The sequence below is a fragment of the Isoptericola sp. NPDC057391 genome, from assembly GCF_042668085.1.
In the GTDB taxonomy this organism is placed as follows: Bacteria; Actinomycetota; Actinomycetes; order Actinomycetales; family Cellulomonadaceae; genus Isoptericola.
Genome location: NZ_JBHVBO010000005.1, coordinates 40,396 through 63,164 on the forward strand (window position 1 = coordinate 40,396; position 22,769 = coordinate 63,164).

The window sequence follows — 22,769 nt, forward strand, 5'->3', positions numbered from 1 at the left end:
CATGATCACCGTGGAGCACCTGACCAAGAGATACGGGCCGGCCGTGGCCGTGGACGACGTGTCGTTCACCGTCGAGCCCGGTCACGTGACGGGCTTCCTCGGCCCCAACGGCGCCGGCAAGTCCACGACGATGCGCATGATCTGCGGCCTCACGCCCGCCACGTCGGGCTCCGCCCGCGTGCTCGGCAAGCCGTTCACGGCGCTCGCCAACCCCGGACGGCGCGTCGGCGTGCTGCTCGACGCCGGCGCCCAGCACTCCGGCCGCACCGGCCGCGAGGTCCTCACCCTCGCCGCCCTCATGACCGGCGTCGACCGCCGCCGCATCGACGCCACGCTCGACCTGGTCGGCCTCACCGAGCGCGAGGCCGCCCGCCGCGTGGGCCAGTACTCCCTCGGCATGCGGCAGCGGCTCGGGCTCGCGTCCGCGTTGCTCGGCGACCCCGAGGTGCTGATCCTCGACGAGCCGGCCAACGGACTCGACCCGGCCGGCATCCGCTGGATGCGCGACCTCCTGGACGACTTCGCCCGCCGCGGCGGCACCGTCCTGCTGTCGTCGCACCTCCTGCGCGAGATGGAGGCCGTCGCCGACCGGATCGTCGTCATCGGCCGCGGCCGCGTCGTCGCCGAGGGGCACAAGGACGACCTGCTGCGCCAGGCGGGCGCGTTCGTCCGCTCCACCGACGACGTCGCCCTCGCGCTCGCCCTGCGCCAGGCCGGGGCCGGCGTCGAGGAGCTCGCCACCGGCGGGCTGTCCGTCGAGGCCGAGCCGATCGACGTCGGGCGCGCGGCCGCCGCCGCGGGCGTGGTGCTCGCCGAGCTGCGCGCCGCCGACTCCCGCGGCCTCGAGGACCTCTTCCTCGAGCTGACCGCCGACGACGCCCGCGAGCAGACCCGTATGGAGGTGTCGGCATGACCACCGCGACCCCGACCCGCGCCGCCGGCGCGAGCCGCACGAACCGGCCGGACGCCGACCTCCGCCCGGTGTCCTTCGCGACCCTGACCCTGGTCGAGTGGCGCAAGCAGCTCGACACCCGCGCCGGGCGCTGGATGCTCGCGATCATCGCGATCATCACCGCCGGCGTGCTCGCCGTGATGATGGCCGTCAACGGCGGCAACCACTCGTTCAGCGCCTTCGTCGCCGGCACCACCACGCCCATGGCCATGCTGCTGCCGATCGTCGGGGTGCTGGCCGCCACGGCCGAGTGGTCGCAGCGCACCGCGCTGGTCACGTTCACCCTGGAGCCGCGGCGCACGCGCGTCGGCCTCGCCAAGGTGGTGGCCGCCATCGGCTCCGGTCTCGCGCTGCTGGCCCTGACGGTCGGCCTCGCCGCCCTGACCCACCTGCTGGTCGTCGCGTTCCGTGACGCCGACCCGGCGTGGGACCTCACGGCGCGCGGTGTCGGCTACCTGGCGCTCACGGTGGTGCTGTTCATGGCCCAGGGCGTCGGCTTCGGGCTGCTGCTGCGCAGCACGCCCGCCGCCATCGTGACCCTGCTGGTGGCCCCCACGATCTTCAGCATCGTGGGCAGCCTCGTGTCGGGGATGGCCGACGTGCTGCCCTGGGTCGACCTCAGCACCGCCAGCACCCCGCTGCTGTTCGACGCCGCGATGTCCGGCGAGGCGTGGGCGCAGCTCGCCACGGCCTCGCTGATCTGGGTGGTCGCACCGCTGGTGGGCGGCCTGTGGCGGACGGCGCGCAGCGAGATCTCGTCGTCCTGACGTGATCAGCCGGCCGGATCAGCCGTCGAGGTGCCCGCGCATCTCGACGGCGATCTGGTCGGCGTCGAGCTGGTCGAGGGCCCTGCTCAGCAGGTCCGAGTCGTAGGTCCCGACGGCGCGGGCCTCGAGCAGGGCCTTGCGCTGCGCGGCGATGGTCGCGAGGCGCAGCTCGAAGAACTGGTCGGAGAGCTCCTCGGGCGTCGCCTCCTCCTCGTCCTGGTCGGCCTGCTCGCGCACGACGACGGTCCGCACCCGCTCCACGACGTACGGCGCGTAGGGGGTGCCGTCCTTGCGGCGCAGCTCGGGGTCGTCGAGCATGTCGCGGGCGGTGCCGTCGACGATCTCGCGCAGGCCCTGCGTGCCCTCGTCGAACCGTGACGACGTCACGCCCACCAGCCCGAGCCTGCGCACCACCCACGGCAGCGTGCCGCCCTGCACCAGGAGCGTCCCGGCGGCGACGCCGAACGCGACGAGGATCAGCAGCGAGCGCTGCGGGAAGTCGTGCGGGAGCGTCTGCGCCGCCGCCAGCGTCACGACGCCGCGCATGCCGGCCCACACGATGACCACGCCCTCCTTGGGCCCGAGCGGGGCCGCGAGCAGGTAGTCGACGTCGGCGATCCGGCGCGTGAACCGCCGGCGGAACTCGGCGACGCGGTCCGTCCGGCGCTGCCGCATCCGCTCCCGCTGGTCCTCGGACAGCTGCCCCGACGCGGCGCGCCGCTTCGCGGCCTCGACCTGCACCCGGCGCTGCACCCGCCGCACCTGGTGACGCGGGTTGCCCGCCTCCCACACCCGCTGGTCGCCCTGCGTCCACACGGCGGAGAGCGCCTTCGCGGCGTCGGGCGTGATGATGCCGTTCGGGTCCGTGAACTCGTCCAGCTTCGCGGAGACCCGCTGCTCCATCCGGTCGAGGGTCTCCCGGACCTGCTCCGCGCGCCGCCGCCGGGCCGCGAGGTACCGCAGCAGCGGGAGCACGAACAGGGCCCGCAGCGCGACCACGCCGACCGCCGCGAGCGCCGCGACGCCGACCGCCGTCCACAGCGACCCGTGCGCCTCGCGCACGTCCTGCACCAGCCCGAAGACCTCGAGCCCCATGGCCAGGAACAGCCCGCCCTCGAGCAGCGTCTCGATGGTGCGCCAGTTCATCCGCTCGGCCACGCGGTCCTGGGGGCTCAGGTGCCGCGCGGACAGCGTGCTGGTGACGAGCCCCGCCGCGACGGCCGCGACGATGCCCGACGCGTCCAGCTCCTCGGCGGGCAGGTAGGCCACGAACGGCACGACGAACGACACCGCGGTGGACAGCGCCGCATGCCTCAGGTGCTCACGGACCCACAGGCCCAGGCGGCCGACGACCAGGCCGATGACGACGGCGATGAGCACGGCCTTGGCGAAGCTCCCGACCACGCCCCACACGCTGACGCTGGCCGCCGTCGCCGCGATGGCGGAGCGCAGCAGCACCAGCGACGTCGCGTCGTTGAGCAGGCCCTCGCCCTCGAGCATCACGACGACGCGCTGCGGTGCGCCGAGCTTCTTGATGATCGACGTCGCGACGGCGTCCGTGGGGCTGACGATGGCGCCGAGCGCGATGCCGGCGGCGAGGTCGATGCCGGGGATGACCCACGAGAAGACGAACCCGAGCAGCACGGCGGAGATGACCACGAGCAGCACGGCCATCCCGCCGATCGCCGTGAAGTCGCGGCGGAAGTCCATCGACGGGAACGAGGCCGCCGAGGCATAGAGCAGCGCGGGCAGCACGCCGACGAGGATGATCTCGGGATCGATCTCGATGGCCGCGACGGCGGGGACGAAGCTCACGGCGACACCGATCAGCACCAGGACCAGCGGGGCGGCCACCCCGGCCCGGGGCGCCAGCGCGGTGACGGCGATGACGACGACCGCCGCGAGCACCGCGACGAGTAGCACCTCCATGCCGAACAACGTAGGCGCACCTCCGCGCGTTCTCCTGGGCCCGTCACCGAACCGGAACCAGAGTGACCCACGTCACAGCGGGTCGGGGCTTGTCTAAAGATATATCGCGTTCTATCTTAGATCTGTCGCCGGGGTCGAGACGCACTCCCCCGACGACGTCCACCACAGACTTCAGAACCAGTGAGGACACCTCTCATGCGAACCCCTCGAGACTCTTTCGACCCCCGCTCCTTCGACCCCCGGTCCTTCGACCGGCACCCCTTCGACCGTCAGCCCGGCCCGCGCGGCGACCGCCGCCGCCGCGGCGACTTCCCCGGCCCCGGAGGCTTCGGCCCCGGCTTCCCTCCCGGCCCGGGCTTCGGCCCCGGCTTCGGCCCGCGCGGCCATCGGGGCGGCGGCCGCCGCGCCGGTCGCGGTGAGATCCGCGCCGCCCTGCTGCTGCTGCTCGCCGAGCAGCCGATGCACGGCTACCAGGTGATCACCGAGCTCGCCGAGCGCACCGAGGGCCGGTGGCGCCCCAGCCCGGGCGCCGTCTACCCGGCCATCTCCCAGCTCCAGGACGAGGGCCTCGTCACGGTGGCCGACGACGGCGGACGCCGCCTCGCGTCGCTCACCGACTCCGGCCGCGCCTACGTCGAGGAGCACCGCGACGAGCTCGGCACCCCGTGGCAGAAGGTCGCGGACGACCCGCGACGCCAGGGGCACGAGCTGCACCACGCGATGCGCGCCCTGGCCGGCGCCGTCGAGCAGGTCGCGCGCGCCGGCACCCGGGCGCAGGCCGAGGCCGCGGCCGCGGTGCTCGACAAGGCGCGGCGCGAGGTCTACCTCGTGCTCGCGGACGACACCGCCGCCGGCGCGGACGGCGCCGACGACGACCCGTCAGCCGAGGCCGACGATCTCGGTCGGTGACCAGCGGACGAGCCGGCCGGCGACCGCGAGCTGGACCCCCCAGCCGTCGCCGCCGAGCTCGACCTGCCACAGCTGACGACCCGAGGCGGCGTCGAGCGCTACCCAGTGCACGACGTCGCCTCGGGCGTAGTCCGGCACCACGAACGCGGCCAGCCGCCCGTCGGTGAACGCCGCGTCGACGAACCGGGGGCCGTACGCCCCCATCGCGTCGAGCCCCTCCACGAGGTCGGGCCGCGCCCACAGCACGTCCCCCGTGCCGAGGTCCACGCCGTACACGCGCCGGCCCTCGTCCACCACCACCGCCACCTGCGCGGTCCGCACCAGCACGCTGGTGCTGCGGACGTCGGTCCGCCACAGCTCGGTCCCGTCGTCGGAGGTCGCCACGGTCGCCGCGCCGCGCCGCGCGAGGTGGACGCCGTCCCCGCCGCCGTCCGTGCTCAGCGGGACGAGGTACCGCCCCCGCACCTCGCGCACCTGCGTGCCGTCGTCGCGCAGGATGCGGTCGGCGGCGGTGGGGTCGTCGGCGCGAAGGTCGTCGGCGTCCGTGCGCACCACGTAGCCGCCGCCCGTCAGCGGCTCCACGGAGAACCCCTCGAACGTCCCGGGGTCCGCCGGCCGGTCCAGGCGGGCGCCGTCCGGCGTGAACCACGCGTCGACGCCGCACCCGCCGAGCCACATCAGACGGTCGGTGACCATCGTCTGGACGCCGCCGCGCAGGTCCACCCCCGACGTCGTCCCGTCGTCCGACCAGCGCACGCACAACGACGGGTCCGCCGTGGCGTCGAACGGGACCGTCTGCTGCCACCGCCGCTCGCCCGTGACCGCGTCCTCGACCCGCACCCGCAGGTCGTAGCCGTCCGCGATGGCCCCCGCGTCCGCGATGCCGGCCACGACGTCGTCCGCGACCCGCGGGTCGACCGGCGACGCCTCGCCCACCCACGCGACGGAGACCAGCGAGCCGTCGCCCCCGGGGTAGACCTCGGCCGGGGAGCCCTCCACCTCGCGCGTGCCCTCCACGGTGCCGTCGGCGGCGACCACGGTCACCGTGCTGCGCCGCACGGTGTCCCGCGGCGAGCCGCCGTCGGAGGAACCGTCGTCGGGGGCCGTCGCCGTCACGCACACGATCCGCTCCGCCGTGTCCGGCTGGAAGCCGCCCGACCACACCTGCATCCCCGGGCCGCACGAGCTCGCGCCGGCCGGCAGGCCCACCTGCCAGCGCCGCTCGCCGGTCTCGACCGCCAGGCCGAGGAGCGCGTCCCGGTGCTGCGCCACCACCAGCCCGCCGGCCATCGCCATGAGCCCGCCGGGCACGCTGCCCTCCGCCTCGACCTGCCACACCTCGCGCGGCTCGGCGCTCAGGTCCAGCACCCCGCCGGGCGCGGCGCGCAGGGCGGCGAGGCGCCCCCGGTCGCCCACCGTGTCGACGACCACGGCCGTGAGGGCCGCCGCGACCACCACCACCGCGGCCACCAGCCGACGGCCCCGCAGGGCCCCGCGGGCACGGTCCAGGGCCCGGCGCCACGTGAGCGGCTCGGGGCCCGCGCCCGACGGCGGCGGGGGGTCGTCGAACCCGTCGTCGACGTCGTCCGGCTCGAGGTCGATGAGGAGCGGAGCGCGGGGCCCGGCGCCGCGGGTGGCGTGCACGGCCGGCGCGACGACGGGGGCGACGGGGGCGTCCAGAGCGCCGTCGCGGGCGTCCTCCGGCGCGTCCGCGCGATCCTCGAGGTCGTCCGGCTCCGCGCCGTCCGGGTCGAGGTCGAACGTGTAGGCGTCCGGGCGGGCGCCGCGTCGTCGGGCCACGTCTCGAACCTAAGCCCGCCCCCCCGTGCCCGGCGACCCGTGCACGACCCCGCTGCTCAGACCGTCCGGCGCCGTTCGACGGAGCGCGCGACGGCCAGCTCCAGCAGCGCGGTGCGGGCGCGGCGGCGGCGGTCGTCGGGGTCGACCGTGAGCCGGTCGCCCGGGTTGGCACGACGACCCGCCCCGGGGGCGGCGGGCGCGGGGTGCGGCGACGACAGGACCGCCCGCGACGGGGCGGGCACGGGGGTGGGGACGGGCATCGTGGCAGCCATGGGCGGGGCCTCCTTCGCGCGGCCCGGGCGGCCGCTCCCTCCCATGCTGCGCGCCGGCCGTTTCCGCGGTGTTGCCCCGGCGTCACGACCGCGTCAGGACCCGGAGAAGCGCTCAGAGGAACACGGCGGTGCGCGGCCCGAGCGGGCGCACCAGCACGCGCCAGCTCACCGCCTGCGCCGCGAGCACGGCGGCGAAGGCGCCCAGGACGGGCCACGTCAGGCCGTGCAGCACGGTCTCGGGCGCGGCGAGCGCGAGCACGGCCGGCCCGACGACGGCGGCGGTCGCGGCCACCGGGACCACGGCCAGCAGCGGGCCGGCCGCGCGCACGACGCCGGTGCGGTGCACGCCGCGGTCCAGGTCGAACCGGGCCGCGAGCGCGACGCCCGCCACCGCGACGAGCAGCACGGCCGCCACCAGCGCGGACGCCGTCCCCAGGGCCGCGACCGCGAGCGCGCCGAGCGCCGCCAGGCCGGCCAGCGCGGCGGCCGGGACGAGGGCGCGCCGCACGCGGCGGCGCGCCTCCCGCGCGATCGCCTCCGGCGCCCGGGCCGCGACGACGAGCCCGCCGTGCACCTGCGCCGCCGCGACGGCGAGCCCCGCGGTGAGCACCGGCAGCCCGAGCGCGAGCGCCTGCGCCGCGCCGGAGCCGCCGTCGGCCTGCGCCCCGACCACGGAGAACCGCACCCACGCGACCCCGGCCAGGGCGCCGAACGCCGCCGGGAGCGCGAGGCTCGCGGCCTGGCCGACGACGTCCCACCCGCGGCGCCAGCGCGGCGACGGCAGGCGGCTGCGCAGCCACAGCGCGGCGTCGCGCACGACCCAGGCCACGAGCAGCGCGACCACGATCGGGTACCCGGCGGACCAGAGCGTCGCCTCGACGTGCCCGAACGCCGCGAGCAGCACGCCCGCCGCGGCGACGAGCCACACCTCCCCCAGCAGGAGGAACGGCGCGACCGTGGCCAGCACGGTGCGGCGGCGGGAATCGTCGCGGCCGCCGAGCGCACGCACCAGGGGCACGCCGCCCTGGACGGCGCCGTCGAGCGCGGCCCAGCCGGCGAGCAGGGCGGCGAGCAGCAGGCCCCAGCCGAGGGCGTTCATCGGGTGCCTCCGAAGGTGAGGAGCTCGGTGCGGTGGTCCGCTCCGCCCGGTGCGTCGTCGGCGCCGCCGTCGACGTCGCGGAGCACGACGCCGGGCGGGGCGCCGAGGGCGAGGCGGGTCGTGCCGCGGCGGGCGAGTCGTGCCATGACGGACCAGTCGACGACGGCGAGGGCGAGCATCACGGTCACGAGGACGACGAGGGACGTGATCACGGCGGCCGCCGACGCGTCGGACACCGCGTCCTCGGTGCGCAGCACGCCCGCGATCGCCCAGGGCTGGCGGCCGATCTCGCGGGCCGCCCAGCCGAGCAGGCCCGTGAGGAACGGCACGGGCAGCAGAGCGGTGAGGGTGCCGAAGACGGCGACGCGCAGCGGCCGCCACATGCGGAACAGCACGTCGCGCGGCAGCAGGAGCAGCAGCACGCACCCGACGACGAACGCCAGCCCGCCCACGCCTTGCATCACCACGTAGCCGATACCGACGACCGGCGGATGGCCGGCGGGGACGTCGTCGAGGTAGGTGAACTGCGCGTACCCGAAGGCGGTCGCCAGGAACGCGCCGACGGTGCCGGCGACGAGCCCGATCCGCATCGACCGCCGCCACAGGTCGTTCTCCGGCGACATGACGGCGCCGGGCAGGCCGGCCGCGACCACGCCGGGCAGCCGGGACGGCGCCCGGCGCAGGTGCCACGCGCTCACCCCGACCAGCAGGAATGCGCCGGCCATGAGGCACGCGCCCACCACGTGCAGCGCGGACAGCAGCGCCGCCGGGTTGGAGACGAGGGCCGCCGCGTCGGTGACGTGGGCGACGCCGTCCACCATCTCGAAGCCGACGGGGTTGCGCAGGAAGCCGTTCGCCACCATGACCGTGAACGCCGACAGGTAGCCGGTGACCACCACCGCCCAGAACGCCGCGGTGTGCGCCCAGCGCGGCAGCACGTGCCACCCGAACACCCAGAGCCCGAGGAACGTGGACTCCAGGAAGAACGCCGCCATCGTCTCGATCACCAGCGGGGCGCCGAACACGCCGCCGGCCACGTCCAGCAGGCCCGGGAAGTGGAGGCCGAGCTGAAGCTCCATGACGATGCCGGCGGCGATGCCCAGCGCGTAGTTGACGAGGTAGAGCTGCCCCCAGAAGCGGGTGGCGGTCTCGAGCGTCGCCGCCCGGCCGGCGTCGCGGGCCGCCGCCCACCGGGTCTGCAGGATCGCCACGACGGGCCCGAGCCCCAGCGTCACGAGGACGAAGAGGAAGTGGGTCCCGGCGAGCAGCGCGAACTGCAGGCGGGCGGCGTCGACGGCGGTCATGCGGCTGACGCTAGGGCGCCCGAGGCCCGCGATCCCAGGGTTCTGGGGAGGTTCGGGGGGCAACCCTGACGGAATTCGGGGGTCTCCCCTACCCCGTTCAGGACTGCGGCCGGAGGGCGGTCCTCCACCCGACGCGGCCCCCGGTCTGCAGCAGGGCGCCGCGGTAGGCCCGCTCGCTCACGAGCAGGGCGACGACGGCGAACGCGGCCAGGATCAGCAGGGAGACGATCGGCTCCCACCAGGCGGCGTCGCCGGACAACACGCGCACGGGCATCGAGACGACGTTCGCCACGGGGACGTAGGACAGGATCGTCTCAAACGTGCCGCTGGCGGAGAACGTCAGGAAGTACACGCCCATGATGGCCATCGTCATCGGGGTGGTGGTGTGCTGCAGGTCCTCGGTGCGCGACGCGAGCGCGCCCGCCACCGCGTACAGGGCCGCGAGGCCGAGGAAGCCGACCGCGAAGAAGAGCACGAACCAGACGAGCGACGTCGACAGCGACGGCAGGATCGACGCCGTCGGCGTGAACGACAGGGCGGCGAGGCCGACGGCCGCGAACACGACGTTCTGCGCCAGCGCCACGACCGAGCTGCCGAGGATCTTGCCCGCCAGCAGGTGCCGCAGCGGCACGGCGGTGGCCATGATCTCCACCAGGCGCGACTGCTTCTCCTCCACCACGCTGCCGGCGATCATCTGCCCGGAGCCCAGCGCCCCGATGAAGAAGAGCAGGGCGAGCGCGAACGACGCGAAGAACAGGGTCTGCGAGTCCACGGCGTCGCCGTCGACCCGGTCGGTGGTGAGGGTGCCGCCCGCGGTGAGCTCGGCGGTGGTGGTGCCGGCGGCCTCCGCGTTGGCCTCGAGCGTCTGCCCCGCGACCCCCGCCGTGAGCAGGCGCGTCAGCGTGCTGTCGGGTGCGGCCTGGCCGGTGAGGACCCAGCCGGCGTCGCTCCCGCTCGCCGGGTGGAGCCAGCCGTCGGCGCCGCCGTCGGCGAGCGCTTCGCGGGCGGCAGCGTCGTCGGCCACCTCGAGGGTCGTGAGCTCGGCGCCGCCGCCCTGCTCCTCCGGGATCGCGGCCGCGGCCTCCACGGCCGCCGTCGCGGTGGCGTCGCCGGCCGGCACCGCGACCGTGAAGCTGTCGGTCCTGCTGCCCTGCCAGGCCATGAACGCCGCCAGCGCGGCGATGATCGCGACCGAGACGAGCAGCCCGACCAGGAACGTCTTGTTGAGGGCGCGCACCACGATCTCGCGCTTCATCACGACGAGCCACGCGCCGCGGGTGCTCTCCGCGGCGTCGTCCGGCGCCGTCGTGCCGGTGGGGGTGGGGAGGGTGGTGGTCATGCCGTCACCTCGCGGTAGATCTGGGCCAGCGTGGGCCGGACGGGGGTGAGCTCGCGGACTCCGCCGCGCTCGAGGCCGGTGGCGAGCAGCCGCTGCAGGGCGGCGTCGTCGGCAACCTCGAGCAGCGCGACGGGCCCGTCGACGTCGACCGCGTGGACGCCGGGGACGCCGCGCACCCAGCCGGCGTCGCCGCTCGTGACGAGGCGGTGCCGCAGCGCGCCGGTCTGCTGCAGGTCGGCGGGGGCGCCGTCGGCCATGACACGGCCGGACTTGAGGATGACGAGCCGCTCGCACAGCCGCTCCACGAGGTCGAGCTGGTGGGAGCTGAACAGCACGGGCACGCCGCGGGCGGTGTGCTCGGCGAGCAGGTCGACCATGCCGTCGACGGCGGCCGGGTCGAGGCCGCTGAACGGCTCGTCCAGCACCAGCAGGCGCGGCGTGCCCATGAGCGCGGCGATGATCTGCACCCGCTGCTGGTTGCCGAGCGACAGCTTCTCGACGTGCTCCTTGGACCGGCCGGCCAGGCCGAGCCGGTCGAGCATGTCGAGCACCTCGGCCCGCGCCCGCGAAGCCGCGATGCCGCGCAGCCGCGCCAGGTAGACCAGCTGGTCGAGCACCGGCTGCTTCGGGTAGAGCCCGCGCTCCTCCGGCATGTACCCGAACGCGCGGCGGTCCGCGCGCGTCACCGGGTCGCCGCCGAACCGGACCTCGCCGGCCGTGGGCGCCAGGACGCCCATGATCATGCGCATCGTGGTCGTCTTGCCGGCGCCGTTGCCGCCGACGAACCCGGTGAGCAGCCCCGCAGGGGCCGCGAACGAGACGTCGTCGACGGCCGTGAGGTCGCCGAACGTCCGGGTCAGGCCCCGGACCTCGAGGGAGTCGTTGTCCATGACGACGACGCTACGGACCGGGCGGCCCCGTGTGATCCGCCCGGCGGCGGAGATCCGCGCCTCCCCCTGCCGGCGGACCCTTGCTCCCGTTCACTCGCGGGTGGTGGGAGACCCAGTCCGGGTTCGACTGGTCGGAGCGGGCACCCACCACGCGGCCGGCGAGCTCGTCGAGCGCCGCCACGGCCTCCGCGTCGAGCGTCAGGCCCAGGAGGCGCGGCTCACCAGGGCTCGACGTAGCGATCTGCCAAGATTCCCGGCCGGGAGGCATGGCTGATCACTACGTCGGCGCACGACGAGGCAGGATCAGCGGGCCGTCTCCGGTCCACGGCCGCGGCGCCCACCCCTCGACGTCGAGGAGCCGGCGGACGTCGGGGACGACGACGCCCCGCGTCACGTCGCGGCCGGTGTACCGCAGCATCCGGGCCCCGCGGGCGACCAACGCGTTCTGTCGGCGGCGGTCGTGGAAGAGGGCCTCCGGCGTCGAATGAGCCTCGTGCCCGTCCAGCTCGACGGGCACGACGCGGCCGCCCGGCAGGAACCAGACCAGGTCGGGGCGCGCGAGGAACCGGCCCTGCTCGTCGAAGATCTCGAGCTGGACGGCGTCCGGCGGGTAGCCCGCGTCCACGAAGTCGACCCGCGCCTGCGACTCGACGGGCGAGTCCGCCCGGGGGTCGGAGAGGTCCCACCACGCCGTCGTGCGGGCTGCGCCACGCCGGCCACGTGCCAGCTCGCGCGCCCGGCGGAAGCCGTCCTCCGTGACGAGTCGCCGCCGGCGGGCGGAGTCCATGAGGGCGATGGCATGGCTGCGGTCGAGGCCGGGGACGGCCTGGGCGAGCGCCAGCTCCGCCGTCACGCACGGGACCCCGTCGACGAACGTCCATCGCTGCAGGCGCTCCCGCCGCACCCGCACGGGTTTGCCGTTCCTGCGGGGTGCGCCGTTCGGGAACGTCACCTCCGGCAGCACCCGCCGCGGCGCCCCCTGAGCGCCGTGCAGCACGAGCGCGGGGACGCCGGTGACGACGGAACCCGGGAGGGCGAGCGCACCGACGATCGCGCCGCGCCGCCGCGAGCGGTCGAGGGCGTCGAAGCGTCCGTCGGCGGGGACACGCGGGTCGAGCACGGCGGGCAGGACACGCCGCCAGCGCGCGGCGCTCACGAGCGCGTCGACCTGCTGGTCGGTCATCCCGTGCTCGCGGCACTGGCGGCGGGAGACCAGGCTCTGCTGGCGGGCGGCGACGTCGAGCAGCGCCGGCGGGACCACGATCCTTCGGGGCATCCGCCCAGCAGACCCGATGCGCACGCCGTCGCGCGTCCTTCATCCACAGCCCGCCGACGTCGACGTAGCGATCGGCCGTGGTTCCCGGACTGGAACCATGGCCGATCGCTACGTCGAGGGGCGGACGGACCGGTGGTAGAAGACGACCGCCTGGACGCGGTCGCGCAGGTGCAGCTTGGCCAGCACGTTGGAGACGTGCGTCTTGACGGTGGCCTCGCCGAGAAACAGCTCACCCGCGATCTCGGCGTTCGACAGTCCCTGGCCGACGAGCTCGAGCACCTCGCGCTCACGCGGGGTGAGGACGCCGGACGGGTCCACGCCGCCCGTCCCGGACGGGCGGGCCGGGACCGCGGGACCGGCCGGCTCGACCGGGGTGCCCGACGGCACCTCGCCCGCGACCATCCGCGCGATGACGCGCTTCGTGACCTCCGGCGCGAGCAGGGCGTGCCCGGCGGCGACGGTGCGGACGGCGTCCACGAGGCGGTCGGCGTCGGAGTTCTTCAGCAGGAATCCGGACGCGCCCGCGCGCAGGGCGTCGTCCACGTAGGCGTCGTCGTCGAACGTGGTGAGCACGAGCACTCGGGCGAGGTCGTCGGCGACGATGCGACGGGTGGCCTCGATGCCGTCCATCACCGGCATCTGCACGTCCATGAGCACGACGTCGGGGCGCAGCTCCCGGACCTGCTCGAGCGCCTGCGCGCCATCGGCGGCCTCGCCCACCACCCGGAGGTCGGGCTCGACGCCCAGGATCATCGCGAAGCCGGACCGCACCAGCTTCTGGTCGTCGACCAGCAGCACGCGCGTGGGCGCGTCGGTGCCGGTCACGGGCGGTCTGGGGACGTCGAGCGGGGCAGGGGCAGGCGCACCCGCACACGGTAGCCGCCGGTGGCGCGGGGGCCGACGTCGGCGATGCCGCCGTGCGTGGCGACGCGCTCGCGCACGCCGACCAGGCCGAGACCCGTCCCCGTGGAGCCGGGGCGAGGGCGGCCGTCGTCGAGCACCTCCACCTCGGCGAAGCCGTGCGGGAACCGGTCCGCGGCCGGGTCGTCGCGCCGCGCCGGGCGGCGGTCCACGCGCACGACGACGCGCGCGGACCGGGCCGTGGAGTGCTTGCGCACGTTGCTCAGCGCCTCCTGCGCGGTGCGGTACAGGCTGAGCCCCAGCGGCGCGGGCACGGCGTCGACGGCACCCGGCTCGGCGACGACCCGCACCTCGACGTCGAGGCCGGCGTCGTCCGCGAGCGCGGGCACGTCGGCCAGCCCGGGCTCCGGCGCGCGCCCGCCGGGTCCGCCGTCGCCGTCGCCGTCGTCGTCGTCGACCCCCCGCAGCGTGCCGAGCAGGCCGCGCATCTGCGTCACGGCCTCGCGCGACTCGCCCTCGATGGTGGCCAGCGGCCCGGCGGCCGCCGCCGGGTCCGCGGCGAGCATCCGCCGGGCGGCGGCGGCCTGGATGCCGATGACGGACACGTGGTGCGCGACGACGTCGTGCAGCTCGCGGGCGATGCGCAGCCGCTCGGTGACGACCGCCTGCCGCTGCAGCTCCGCCGTCTGGCGCTCGATGGTCGCGGCCTGGTCCTCGAGCTGCTCGCGGCGCCGCGTGCCGTGCCACATGAGCTGGCCGGCCACGACCGCCCCGTAGAAGTAGGCGACGTTGATGAGCAGGTTGTACGCGGTGAACGCCACGCCGGGGTCGACGAGGCCGGGCTGCTCGTCGGCCAGCCCCATCTGCTCGACGATGCCGTCGATGCCCGCCCCGACGGCGAACTGCCAGGCCAGCCAGCCGAACATCGCCAGCAGCGCGGCGCCCACGACGAGCACCATCGCCTGCCGGTCGCGCGCCCAGGCGACCGCGCTGAACAGGGCGACGAAGTAGACGACCTGCAGCGGCACGAGGATCGTCACCATCGGGACGGTCAGCCCGACCACGAGGAAGTGCAGGTACACCACGGACAGCACGACCAGCGGGAACCGCCGCCGCCACATGAGGGGCGCGGCGCCCACGGCCGAGAGCAGGTAGATCAGCCAGGTCGGGGCGGGGTCGTCCTCGAAGTACCCGAAGCTGCGGGCGAGCTCGGCGCCCACCAGGGAGACGACCACGAACGCCGCGCCCAGCCACAGGTCGTTGCGGTAGGCGCGGGCGGGGTCGGCGGGCACGCGCTCCCACCCGGAGTCGATCCCCCACCAGTCGGCGAGGCGGGTGGTCCACCCGGCGGGTTGCTGCGGCATCCGGCCAGCCTAGGGAGCACCACCGGGTGGGCGCCTCCGCCGCGAGGTGGAAGTGTGGGCCCATGAGCCTCCCCACGCCGTCGGAGTTCTGGATCTGCCGCACCTGCGCCGTCGAGCACGCCACCCGCCCGGGGGTCTGCGCGATCTGCGCGGACGAGCGCCAGTGGGTGCCCGCGACCGGCCAGGAGTGGACCACCCTGGACGAGCTCGCGGCGGAGGGCCTGGCCGTCGAGGTCGCCGAGCTCGAGCCCGGCCTGCTCGCCCTGCACGCGACGCCGCGCGTCGGCATCGGGCAGCAGGCGAAGGTGGTCCGCACCGAGGCGGGCGCGCTGCTGTGGGACCCGCTCGGGTTCGTGGACGACGGCGGCGTCGCGGCGGTCGTGGAGGCCGCGGGCGGCGGCGACGTGGTGATCGCGGCCAGCCACCCGCACATGTTCGGCGTGCAGGTGGAGTGGAGCCGACGTCTCGCACAGGCCACCGGGCGCACCGTCCCGGTGCTCGTGAGCGAGGCCGACGCCGGGTGGGTCGCGCGCCCGGACGCCGTGATCGAGACGTGGTCCCCCGGCGCGGACGGCGAGCGCGAGGTGCTGCCCGGCGTGGTGCTCAGCCAGCCCGGCGGGCACTTCCCCGGCTCGGCGGTGGTGCACTGGACCGGCGCCGACGGCCGCGGCGTCCTGCTGTCCGGCGACACCATCTTCGCCAACCCCGACCGCACGGCGAGCTTCATGCGCAGCTACCCCAACCGCATCCCGCTGTCCGGGGCGGTCGTGACGCGCGTCGCCGAGCACGTCGCCCGCCGCCCCTTCGACCGGCTCTACAACAACTTCGACGGCGTCATCCCCGCCGACGCGCGCGACGTCGTGCTGCGCTCCGCCGAGCGGCACGCGGCCTGGGTGCGCGGTGACTTCGACCACCTCACGTGACCCCGGTGCCGGCGGCCGGGTACCCCACGGCTAGGATCCGGTGATCGTGGCAACCATCGTGACCGGGCGGCAGCGCGCCGTGGGCGTCGCCCTCGCGATCGTCGCGGGGTTCGCCGCCGCCCTGCAGAGCCGCGTCAACGGCACCCTCGCCACCGAGACGGGCACGGCGTTCGGCACGGCCGCCCTGTCGTTCGGCTCCGGCCTGGTGCTCCTCGCCCTCGCGCTCCCGTTCTCCCGCGCCGGGCGCTCGGCGCTCGGCCAGGTCGCCACCGGGCTGCGCCGCGGCCGTGCCGCGGGCGGGCTGCGCTGGTGGGAGTGCCTGGGCGGCCTCGGCGGCGCGTTCTACGTGATGTCGCAGGGGCTGACGGTCGACGCGCTCGGCGTGGCCGTGTTCACCATCGCGCTCGTGGCCGGACAGTCGGTGAGCTCCCTCGTCATCGACCGGCTCGGGCTGGCGCCGGGCGGGGTGCGCCTCGTGACCGTGGGGCGCGCGCTCGGCCCCGTGCTCACCGTGGTCGCCGTCGTCGTGGTCTCCGGCGCGGGCGCGGCGACCGCGGCCCTCGGGCTCGCGCTGTTCCCCCTGGTGGCGGGGATCCTGCAGTCGTTCCAGCAGGCGCTCAACGGCCGCGTCCGCGCGGCGGTCCGCCCCGCCGTCGGCGGCGGGCGCGACGGCGGCGTGCTGGCCGCGACGTTCGTCAGCTTCCTCGTCGGCACGGCGGCGCTGCTGGTGGTGTTCGGGGTGTCGCTGGCCGTCGACGGCGCGCCCACCGGCGCCCTGCCCGCCCGGATGCCCGCCGACCTGCTGCTCTACTCCGGCGGCCTGCTCGGCATCGTCTTCATCGCCCTGCAGGCGGCCGTCGTGCAGCGCATCGGCGTGCTGCTGCTCGGCCTCGGCATGATCGCCGGCCAGGTCGTCGGCGCGCTCGTGCTCGACGTCGTCTCCCCCGCAGTCGCGCCGCCGGGCGCCGCGACCTACGTCGGGGCGGCGCTCACGCTGGTCGCCGTCGCCGTCCCCCTCGTCGAGGGCGCGCTGCGCCGCCGCGCCTGACCTGCAGCGATCCCCGGGGCCTCGGGCCGACACAGGCTCCACGACGGAAGGTTGCGGCGTCGCGACGGCGACGTTGCAAGGATTGTTCGCCCCGAGCACGAATCGGTAACGATTCTTCCGGCGGGGCGGGATGTGGCCTGAGGCACACGTGAAGCGCGGATAACCTCGCCGCACCGACCTACTTTCAGAGAGCCCGTACGAACTTGACCCGATATCTGCTGCGCCGCACCGCTGGCTGGTTGCTGATGGTGGTGGCCGTCACGAACCTGACGTACTTCCTCGCCTGGGCGTACCTCGACCCCCGCAGCAACTACGTGGGGCGTCGTCCCCCGTTGAGCGAGCAGCAGATCGTGAATCTGCTCGAGCCGCGCAACCTCGACGACGGCACCCCGCTCCTGCAGCGCTGGTGGACCTGGTTCAGCGGCATCCTCTTCCACTGGGACTGGGGCGTCAGCCCCACCGGGCAGTCGGTCAACGAGCAGGTGGCCTACCGGATGTGGATCTCCGCGGAGCTCATGCTCGGCGCGACGATCCTGCTGACCCTCATCGGCATCGCGCTCGGCGTGTACAGCGCGTCGCGGCAGTACCGGCTCGGCGACCGCCTCGCCCAGGGCACGTCGATCATCACGATGAACATCCCGATCGTCGTGGCCGCGCTCGGGCTCGTCCTGCTCGCGATCGCGTTCAACGGGGCAGTCGGCACCACCGTCTTCTATGTCACCGGATCGTCGAGTCCCGGCGTGACAGGGTTCTTCCCCACGCTGGTGGACACCGTGCAGCACCTCGCGCTGCCGACGCTCGCGCTGATCATCGTCGGCTACGCGCAGTACCACTTCTTGCAGCGCTCCCTGCTGCTCGACAACATCAAGTCCGACTACGTGCGCATGGCGCGGGCCAAGGGCCTGACCAAGCAGCAGGCGATCCGCAAGCACGCGCTGCGCACGTCGCTGATCCCCGTCACGACGCAGGTCGCCTTCTCCATCCCCGGCATCTTCACCGGCGCGGTGCTGACCGAGTCGATCTTCGCCTGGAAGGGCATGGGTCAGTACTTCATCCAGACGATCTCCCAGAACGACATCAACGGGGTGGTCGCGGTCGCGGCGTTCGGCGCGGTCATGACCGCCATCGGCGCGATCCTCGCCGACATCGCCGTCGTCGTCCTCGACCCCCGAGTGCGGGTGAGCTGACATGGCCAACGATCCCTCCATGGTCGACCCCCTCGCCGAGGGCGAGGCCGTACCCCCCGTCGCGGCGCCGGGCGAGCGGCAGCGCCTGTCGAAGTGGCGGCTGTACGGCCGCCGGTTCGTGCGCAACCGCCCCGCGGTCGGTGGCGTGGTCATCTTCGTGCTGCTCGTGCTGTTCGCCCTGTTCGGCTCGTTCTTCCAGAAGTACGACCACGTCGAGCTCGACTTCCTCGCCCTGTCCGACCCGCCGAGCCCCGAGCACTGGTTCGGCACCAACAACGCCGGCAACGACCTGTACGCGATGGTCGTGGTCGGACTGCAGCGCTCGCTCCTCATCGCCGTCGTGGTGGCGACGGGGACGACGATCCTGTCGGCCGTCATCGGCACCGCCGCCGCCTACTTCGGCGGTCGCGTCGAGCGGGTGTCGCTCTTCGTCATCCACTTCCTCATGGTGGCGCCGACGTTCCTGCTGCTCGCGATGATGTCGAACGACTCCGGCGGCGACTGGAAGGTCATCGCCCTGGTCCTCATCCTGGTGAGCTGGTTCTTCCAGGCCCGCACGATCTGGACGCTCTCGCTGTCGCTGCGCGAGCGGGAGTTCGTCCACGCCGCGCGCTACATGGGCGTCCCGGGCATGCGGATCGTGATCCGCCACCTGATCCCGAACATCGGCTCGCTGCTGGTCATCAACTTCACGCTCGGCGTCGTCGGGGCGGTCATGGCCGAGACGGGCCTGTCGTTCCTCGGGTTCGGCGTCAAGCTGCCCGACGTCTCGCTCGGGTCCCTCATCGGCATCGGCGCCTCGAGCATCTCGAGCACCCCGTGGATGTTCTACTTCCCGGCTGCCGCCCTCACGCTGCTGACCGTCTCCATGGCGCTCGTCGCCGACGGCCTGCGCGACGCCCTCGACCCCACGTCCGCTGCGGGAGGCCGTGCATGACCACCCCCGTCCTCTCCGTCCGCGACCTCACCGTGAGCTTCCCGTCCGAGGCTGGTCGCGTCGACGCCGTGCGCGGCGTCTCGTTCGACCTCGCCGAGGGGCGCACCCTCGGCATCGTCGGCGAGTCCGGCTCGGGCAAGTCCGTCACCTCGCTCGCGGTCATGGGCCTGCTCGACGAGAACGCCCGCGTCGGCGGCTCGGTGCTGTTCGAGGGCGAGGAGCTCCTCGGCAAGACCGACGCGCAGATGTCCAAGATCCGCGGCAACGGCATCGCGATGATCTTCCAGGACCCGCTGACGTCGCTGACCCCGGTCTTCACGGTGGGCGACCAGATCGTCGAGGCGCTCACGGTTCACAACCCGCGCATGTCGCGCCGCGCCGCGTGGGACCGCGCCGTGGAGCTGCTCAGGCTCGTCGGGATCCCCCGGCCGCAGGAGCGCGTGAAGGCGTTCCCGCACGAGTTCTCCGGCGGGATGCGGCAGCGCGTGGTGATCGCGATCGCGATGGCGAACAACCCGAGGCTCATCATCGCGGACGAGCCGACCACGGCCCTCGACGTCACGATCCAGGCCCAGATCCTCGACCTCATCAAGACCGCCCAGCAAGAGACCGGCGCCGCGGTCATGATGATCACGCACGACATGGGCGTGGTCGCCAACATCGCGGACGACGTCGTCGTCATGTACGCCGGTCGGCCGATCGAGCAGGCCCCCGTCGAGACGCTGTTCGCCGACACCCGCATGCCGTACTCGATCGGCCTGCTGGGCGCCATCCCGCGCGTCGACAAGTCCGTCAAGCAGCCCCTCGTACCCATCAAGGGCAGCCCGCCGCTGCTGGTCGACCTCCCGGACGCCTGCCCGTTCGCGGCCCGCTGCCCGATCGTGACGGACGCGTGCCGCACCGCCGAGCCCGCGCTCCTGCCGGTCGACGGCCAGCCGGACCACCGCGTCGCGTGCATCCGCGCGCAGGAGATCCGCGCCGGACGGCTCGGCGACGGCCCGGTCTACCCGGTCCCGGAGATCCCGTCCTCCACCCTCGAGACGGTGCCGCGCGACCTGCGCACGCCCACCCTCGAGGTCGAGAACCTCACGAAGACGTTCCCGCTCCTCAAGGGCTCCTTCCGCAAGAAGAAGGTGGGCGAGGTGCACGCCGTCAAGGGCGTGAGCTTCGACATCCGCGAGGGCGAGACGATGGCGATCGTCGGCGAGTCCGGGTCGGGCAAGACCACCACGCTGCTGCAGATCATGGACTTCGCGCGGCAGGAGAACGGCGACATCCGGATCGTCGGCACGTCCGTCGGCGACCTCAAGGGTGGCCGCGCCGAGCGCGAGCTGCGCCGCGACGTGCAGATCGTCTTCCAGGACCCGGTCGGCTCCCTCGACCCGCGCATGACCGTGTTCGACGTCATCGCCGAGCCGCTGCGCACCGTGGGCACGCCGTCGGCGGACGTCGGCCCGCGCGTGGACGAGCTCATGGACCTGGTCGGCCTCGACCCGGCGCACAGCGACCGCTTCCCGGCGGCGTTCTCCGGCGGGCAGCGGCAACGCATCGGCATCGCGCGCGCCCTGGCCACCAACCCGAAGCTGGTCGTGCTCGACGAGCCGGTGTCCGCGCTCGACGTGTCGGTGCAGGCCGGGGTCATCAACCTGCTCGACGAGCTGAAGGTGCGGCTCGGGCTGTCGTACCTGTTCGTCGCGCACGACCTGTCGGTCGTGCGGCACATCGCCGACCGCGTCGCCGTGATGTACCTCGGCGCCTTCGTCGAGCACGGCGAGGTGGACGCGGTGTTCGACGACCCGCAGCACCCGTACACGCAGGCCCTGCTGTCCGCGATCCCGGTGCCGGACCCGGTGGTGGAGCGCGGCCGCGAGCACATCGTGCTCCAGGGCGACCTGCCGAGCCCGACCGACACGATCCCGGGGTGCGCCTTCGTCTCGCGGTGCCCGCTGTACCAGACGCTCGACGACGCCGAGCGCGCCGTCTGCGACACGAAGGTCCCCGCTCTCAGCGGCCGCACCGGCGTGCACGTGAACGCCTGTCACCACCGCTGACCACGTTCCCCCGTCCCATCACTCTCACCACCATCGAGTCAGCGCCCACGGGCGCGAAAGGAGCACCCATGAGGCTGCAGAAGAGACTGGCCGGCAGCGTCGCCGTCGCCGGCGTGCTCGCCCTGGCCCTCACCGCCTGCGGCGGTGGCGGCAACGACGGCGGGAGCGACGAGCCCACCGCCGAGGCGCAGACCGTCGAGGGCGCGGACTACAACCCGCAGCCCCGCGAGAACCTCCAGCAGGGCGGCGAGGTGGTCTTCCCCCTCACCGAGATCACCCCGCAGATGAACCCGAACCACTCGGACGGGTCGGTCGACACGGCCAAGATCTGGGAGTGGTACAACCCGCAGCCGATCCTCATGTCCCCTGAGGGCGAGGCCTCGGCGAACCCGAACTACCTCACGGACTGGACCACCGAGGTCGTGGACGGCAAGACTGTCGTCACCTACACGATCAACCCCAAGGCGGTCTGGAACGACGGCAGCCCCATCACCTGGGAGTCGTACAAGCTCGCCTGGGAGGCCAACCGGTCGACCGAGGAGGAGTACGTCCCGAACACCACGGACGGCTACTCGCAGATCGAGTCGGTCGAGCAGGGCGAGGACGAGCGCCAGGCGGTCGTCACCTTCAAGTCCGAGTTCCCGTGGACCGAGGGCCTGTTCTGGCACATCATGAACCCCGCGGTGAACTCGCCGAAGGTGTTCAACGAGGGCTACATCGAGGACGCACACGCCGACTGGGGCGCCGGCCCGTACAAGATCGACGAGTTCGACCTCAACGGCGGCGTCATCACGTTCGTCCCGAACGACAAGTGGTGGGGCGAGAAGCCGCTGCTCGACAAGGTCACCTTCCGGGTGCTCGACGACGTCGCCGCGGTGAACGCCTTCCAGAACGGCGAGACGGACTACGTCGACAACCTGACCGCCGACAGTCTGGCGCAGCTCAAGGACGTCGAGGGCGCCGTCACGTACAAGGCGCAGCGTGCCGCGACGAACCTCCTCGAGCTCAACGCCGAGCGCCCGCAGTTCAAGGACCTCAAGGTGCGCGAGGCGCTCCTCAAGGCCGTGGACCGCGAGCAGATCAAGGAGGTCATGTGGAACGGCCTCGACTACACCGAGCCTGAGGTCGGCTCGCTGAACCTCTACCCGTTCCAGGAGGGCTACGTCGACGCCCTGGCCGCGGCCGGCTGGAAGACCGACGTCGAGGCGGCCAACGCCGCCCTCGACGAGGCCGGCTGGGCGATGAACGGCGACGTCCGTGAGAAGGACGGCGAGAAGTTCGGCGGCCGCCTGCCGATCTTCGGCGACGACCCGATCGTCGAGGCCCGCGCCAAGGTGCTCCAGCAGCAGCTCGCCCAGGTGGGCTTCGCGCTCGAGATCGACAAGCGCCCGTCGAGCGACTTCTCCACCGTCCTGTCGACCAAGGACTGGGACCTCGTCATGCTCGGCTTCTCGTCGAGCGACCCGTACGGCGTCGCCTGGATGTGCCAGCTGTACTGCTCGGACTCCGGCCTGAACCTGTCGGCGACCGGCACCAAGGAGATCGACGAGAAGGTCGCCGAGATCGCGGCCCTGCCGACCGCCGCGGAGCAGACCGAGGCGGGCATGAAGCTCGAGTCGGAGATCATCGCCGAGACCTGGGGCATCCTGCCGCTGTACAACGGCCCGTGGATCTCCATGGCCAAGGAGGGCCTCGCCAATATGACGCCCGAGACCTACACCGGTCTCGACCTCTTCGGCCTGCAGCCGGTCGAGAACGTGGGCTGGGAGAAGGACGCCGCCGCCGCGGAGTGATCCGCGTCGACGGAGAGTCCTCTCGTCCGTAGCAACCGACGGCGGCCGGCCCACCCGAGAGGGTGTCT

Annotated in this window: 19 protein-coding genes; 9 read left to right on the plus strand and 10 right to left on the minus strand. The window is 73.9% G+C overall.

Annotation, left to right across the window (positions count from 1 at the left end; genetic code table 11):
- Nucleotide 1: 1 nt before the first annotated feature.
- Complete coding sequence (locus ACFUVW_RS01490) at nucleotides 2-913, plus strand: ABC transporter ATP-binding protein (RefSeq protein WP_430569574.1); 912 nt, start codon at nucleotides 2-4, stop codon at nucleotides 911-913.
- The gene (locus ACFUVW_RS01495) at nucleotides 910-1,719 is read left to right on the plus strand and encodes an ABC transporter permease (protein WP_430569575.1); all 810 of its coding nucleotides are present in this window, start codon (nucleotides 910-912) and stop codon (nucleotides 1,717-1,719) included. Before ACFUVW_RS01490 ends, ACFUVW_RS01495 begins: the two co-directional genes overlap by 4 nt.
- A gap of 18 nt (nucleotides 1,720-1,737) precedes the next feature.
- Here ACFUVW_RS01495 and ACFUVW_RS01500 read toward each other — a convergent pair whose 3' ends face one another.
- A complete protein-coding gene (locus tag ACFUVW_RS01500) occupies nucleotides 1,738-3,648 on the minus strand; it encodes a cation:proton antiporter (RefSeq protein ID WP_430569576.1) in 1,911 nt (636 codons plus the stop codon).
- 195 nt (nucleotides 3,649-3,843) lie between these two features.
- Between ACFUVW_RS01500 and ACFUVW_RS01505 the strand changes: the two genes are divergently transcribed.
- Entirely contained in the window at nucleotides 3,844-4,557 is a 714-nt protein-coding gene (locus ACFUVW_RS01505; RefSeq protein WP_430569577.1) for a PadR family transcriptional regulator, read from the plus strand.
- On the opposite strand, the gene ACFUVW_RS01510 is transcribed toward ACFUVW_RS01505, so the two are convergent.
- The 9 genes from ACFUVW_RS01510 to ACFUVW_RS01550 all read right to left on the minus strand — a co-directional run bounded on the left by ACFUVW_RS01510 (nucleotide 4,528) and on the right by ACFUVW_RS01550 (nucleotide 14,762).
- The gene (locus ACFUVW_RS01510; RefSeq protein ID WP_430569578.1) at nucleotides 4,528-6,357 is read right to left on the minus strand and encodes a PQQ-binding-like beta-propeller repeat protein; all 1,830 of its coding nucleotides are present in this window, start codon (nucleotides 6,355-6,357) and stop codon (nucleotides 4,528-4,530) included. The two genes, ACFUVW_RS01505 and ACFUVW_RS01510, sit on opposite strands and share 30 nt — an antisense overlap.
- Before the next feature lie 56 nt (nucleotides 6,358-6,413).
- Nucleotides 6,414-6,629, minus strand: a complete 216-nt coding sequence (locus ACFUVW_RS01515; protein ID WP_430569579.1) for a hypothetical protein — start codon at nucleotides 6,627-6,629, stop codon at nucleotides 6,414-6,416.
- Between the two features lie 112 nt (nucleotides 6,630-6,741).
- Nucleotides 6,742-7,728, minus strand: a complete 987-nt coding sequence (locus ACFUVW_RS01520) for a cytochrome d ubiquinol oxidase subunit II (RefSeq protein WP_430569580.1) — start codon at nucleotides 7,726-7,728, stop codon at nucleotides 6,742-6,744.
- Nucleotides 7,725-9,032, minus strand: a complete 1,308-nt coding sequence (locus tag ACFUVW_RS01525) for a cytochrome ubiquinol oxidase subunit I (protein WP_430569581.1) — start codon at nucleotides 9,030-9,032, stop codon at nucleotides 7,725-7,727. The genes ACFUVW_RS01520 and ACFUVW_RS01525 overlap by 4 nt, the downstream gene beginning before the upstream one ends.
- A 97-nt stretch (nucleotides 9,033-9,129) precedes the next feature.
- Nucleotides 9,130-10,371, minus strand: coding sequence for an ABC transporter permease (locus ACFUVW_RS01530; RefSeq protein WP_430569582.1), 1,242 nt, complete (start codon nucleotides 10,369-10,371; stop codon nucleotides 9,130-9,132).
- Nucleotides 10,368-11,261 carry an ABC transporter ATP-binding protein gene (locus ACFUVW_RS01535; RefSeq protein WP_430569583.1) on the minus strand — a complete coding sequence of 298 codons (894 nt, stop codon included), beginning with the start codon at nucleotides 11,259-11,261 and terminating at the stop codon, nucleotides 10,368-10,370. Before ACFUVW_RS01535 ends, ACFUVW_RS01530 begins: the two co-directional genes overlap by 4 nt.
- 277 nt (nucleotides 11,262-11,538) lie before the next feature.
- Nucleotides 11,539-12,537, minus strand: a complete 999-nt coding sequence (locus ACFUVW_RS01540; RefSeq protein ID WP_430569584.1) for a hypothetical protein — start codon at nucleotides 12,535-12,537, stop codon at nucleotides 11,539-11,541.
- A gap of 108 nt (nucleotides 12,538-12,645) precedes the next feature.
- Nucleotides 12,646-13,290, minus strand: coding sequence for a response regulator (locus tag ACFUVW_RS01545; RefSeq protein ID WP_430569594.1), 645 nt, complete (start codon nucleotides 13,288-13,290; stop codon nucleotides 12,646-12,648).
- 68 nt (nucleotides 13,291-13,358) lie between these two features.
- Nucleotides 13,359-14,762 carry a sensor histidine kinase gene (locus tag ACFUVW_RS01550; RefSeq protein ID WP_430569585.1) on the minus strand — a complete coding sequence of 468 codons (1,404 nt, stop codon included), beginning with the start codon at nucleotides 14,760-14,762 and terminating at the stop codon, nucleotides 13,359-13,361.
- Between the two features lie 62 nt (nucleotides 14,763-14,824).
- On the opposite strand from ACFUVW_RS01550, the gene ACFUVW_RS01555 reads away from it, so the two are divergent.
- The 6 genes from ACFUVW_RS01555 to ACFUVW_RS01580 all read left to right on the plus strand — a co-directional run bounded on the left by ACFUVW_RS01555 (nucleotide 14,825) and on the right by ACFUVW_RS01580 (nucleotide 22,701).
- Nucleotides 14,825-15,685 carry a hydrolase gene (locus ACFUVW_RS01555; RefSeq protein ID WP_430569586.1) on the plus strand — a complete coding sequence of 287 codons (861 nt, stop codon included), beginning with the start codon at nucleotides 14,825-14,827 and terminating at the stop codon, nucleotides 15,683-15,685.
- A gap of 46 nt (nucleotides 15,686-15,731) precedes the next feature.
- Nucleotides 15,732-16,733, plus strand: coding sequence for a DMT family transporter (locus ACFUVW_RS01560; protein WP_430569587.1), 1,002 nt, complete (start codon nucleotides 15,732-15,734; stop codon nucleotides 16,731-16,733).
- Between the two features lie 203 nt (nucleotides 16,734-16,936).
- A complete protein-coding gene (locus ACFUVW_RS01565) occupies nucleotides 16,937-17,920 on the plus strand; it encodes an ABC transporter permease (RefSeq protein ID WP_430569588.1) in 984 nt (327 codons plus the stop codon).
- A gap of 19 nt (nucleotides 17,921-17,939) precedes the next feature.
- Nucleotides 17,940-18,857 carry an ABC transporter permease gene (locus tag ACFUVW_RS01570; protein ID WP_430569589.1) on the plus strand — a complete coding sequence of 306 codons (918 nt, stop codon included), beginning with the start codon at nucleotides 17,940-17,942 and terminating at the stop codon, nucleotides 18,855-18,857.
- Entirely contained in the window at nucleotides 18,854-20,908 is a 2,055-nt protein-coding gene (locus ACFUVW_RS01575; RefSeq protein WP_430569590.1) for a dipeptide ABC transporter ATP-binding protein, read from the plus strand. The genes ACFUVW_RS01570 and ACFUVW_RS01575 overlap by 4 nt, the downstream gene beginning before the upstream one ends.
- A 68-nt stretch (nucleotides 20,909-20,976) precedes the next feature.
- Nucleotides 20,977-22,701, plus strand: coding sequence for an ABC transporter family substrate-binding protein (locus ACFUVW_RS01580; RefSeq protein ID WP_430569591.1), 1,725 nt, complete (start codon nucleotides 20,977-20,979; stop codon nucleotides 22,699-22,701).
- Nucleotides 22,702-22,769 lie beyond the last annotated feature (68 nt).

What these genes read in the sequence shown, in the direction of transcription:
- ACFUVW_RS01540 (WP_430569584.1), bottom strand. Translation starts at nt 12,537, where the DNA reads ATGCCCCGAAGGATCGTGGTCCCGCCGGCGCTGCTCGACGTCGCCGCC.
- ACFUVW_RS01535 (WP_430569583.1), bottom strand. Translation starts at nt 11,261, where the DNA reads ATGGACAACGACTCCCTCGAGGTCCGGGGCCTGACCCGGACGTTCGGC.
- ACFUVW_RS01530 (WP_430569582.1), bottom strand. Translation starts at nt 10,371, where the DNA reads ATGACCACCACCCTCCCCACCCCCACCGGCACGACGGCGCCGGACGAC.
- ACFUVW_RS01490 (WP_430569574.1), top strand. Translation starts at nt 2, where the DNA reads ATGATCACCGTGGAGCACCTGACCAAGAGATACGGGCCGGCCGTGGCC.
- ACFUVW_RS01575 (WP_430569590.1), top strand. Translation starts at nt 18,854, where the DNA reads ATGACCACCCCCGTCCTCTCCGTCCGCGACCTCACCGTGAGCTTCCCG.
- ACFUVW_RS01545 (WP_430569594.1), bottom strand. Translation starts at nt 13,290, where the DNA reads ATGATCCTGGGCGTCGAGCCCGACCTCCGGGTGGTGGGCGAGGCCGCC.
- ACFUVW_RS01555 (WP_430569586.1), top strand. Translation starts at nt 14,825, where the DNA reads ATGAGCCTCCCCACGCCGTCGGAGTTCTGGATCTGCCGCACCTGCGCC.
- ACFUVW_RS01520 (WP_430569580.1), bottom strand. Translation starts at nt 7,728, where the DNA reads ATGAACGCCCTCGGCTGGGGCCTGCTGCTCGCCGCCCTGCTCGCCGGC.
- ACFUVW_RS01505 (WP_430569577.1), top strand. Translation starts at nt 3,844, where the DNA reads ATGCGAACCCCTCGAGACTCTTTCGACCCCCGCTCCTTCGACCCCCGG.
- ACFUVW_RS01550 (WP_430569585.1), bottom strand. Translation starts at nt 14,762, where the DNA reads ATGCCGCAGCAACCCGCCGGGTGGACCACCCGCCTCGCCGACTGGTGG.
- ACFUVW_RS01495 (WP_430569575.1), top strand. Translation starts at nt 910, where the DNA reads ATGACCACCGCGACCCCGACCCGCGCCGCCGGCGCGAGCCGCACGAAC.
- ACFUVW_RS01580 (WP_430569591.1), top strand. Translation starts at nt 20,977, where the DNA reads ATGAGGCTGCAGAAGAGACTGGCCGGCAGCGTCGCCGTCGCCGGCGTG.
- ACFUVW_RS01500 (WP_430569576.1), bottom strand. Translation starts at nt 3,648, where the DNA reads ATGGAGGTGCTACTCGTCGCGGTGCTCGCGGCGGTCGTCGTCATCGCC.
- ACFUVW_RS01525 (WP_430569581.1), bottom strand. Translation starts at nt 9,032, where the DNA reads ATGACCGCCGTCGACGCCGCCCGCCTGCAGTTCGCGCTGCTCGCCGGG.
- ACFUVW_RS01570 (WP_430569589.1), top strand. Translation starts at nt 17,940, where the DNA reads ATGGTCGACCCCCTCGCCGAGGGCGAGGCCGTACCCCCCGTCGCGGCG.
- ACFUVW_RS01515 (WP_430569579.1), bottom strand. Translation starts at nt 6,629, where the DNA reads ATGGCTGCCACGATGCCCGTCCCCACCCCCGTGCCCGCCCCGTCGCGG.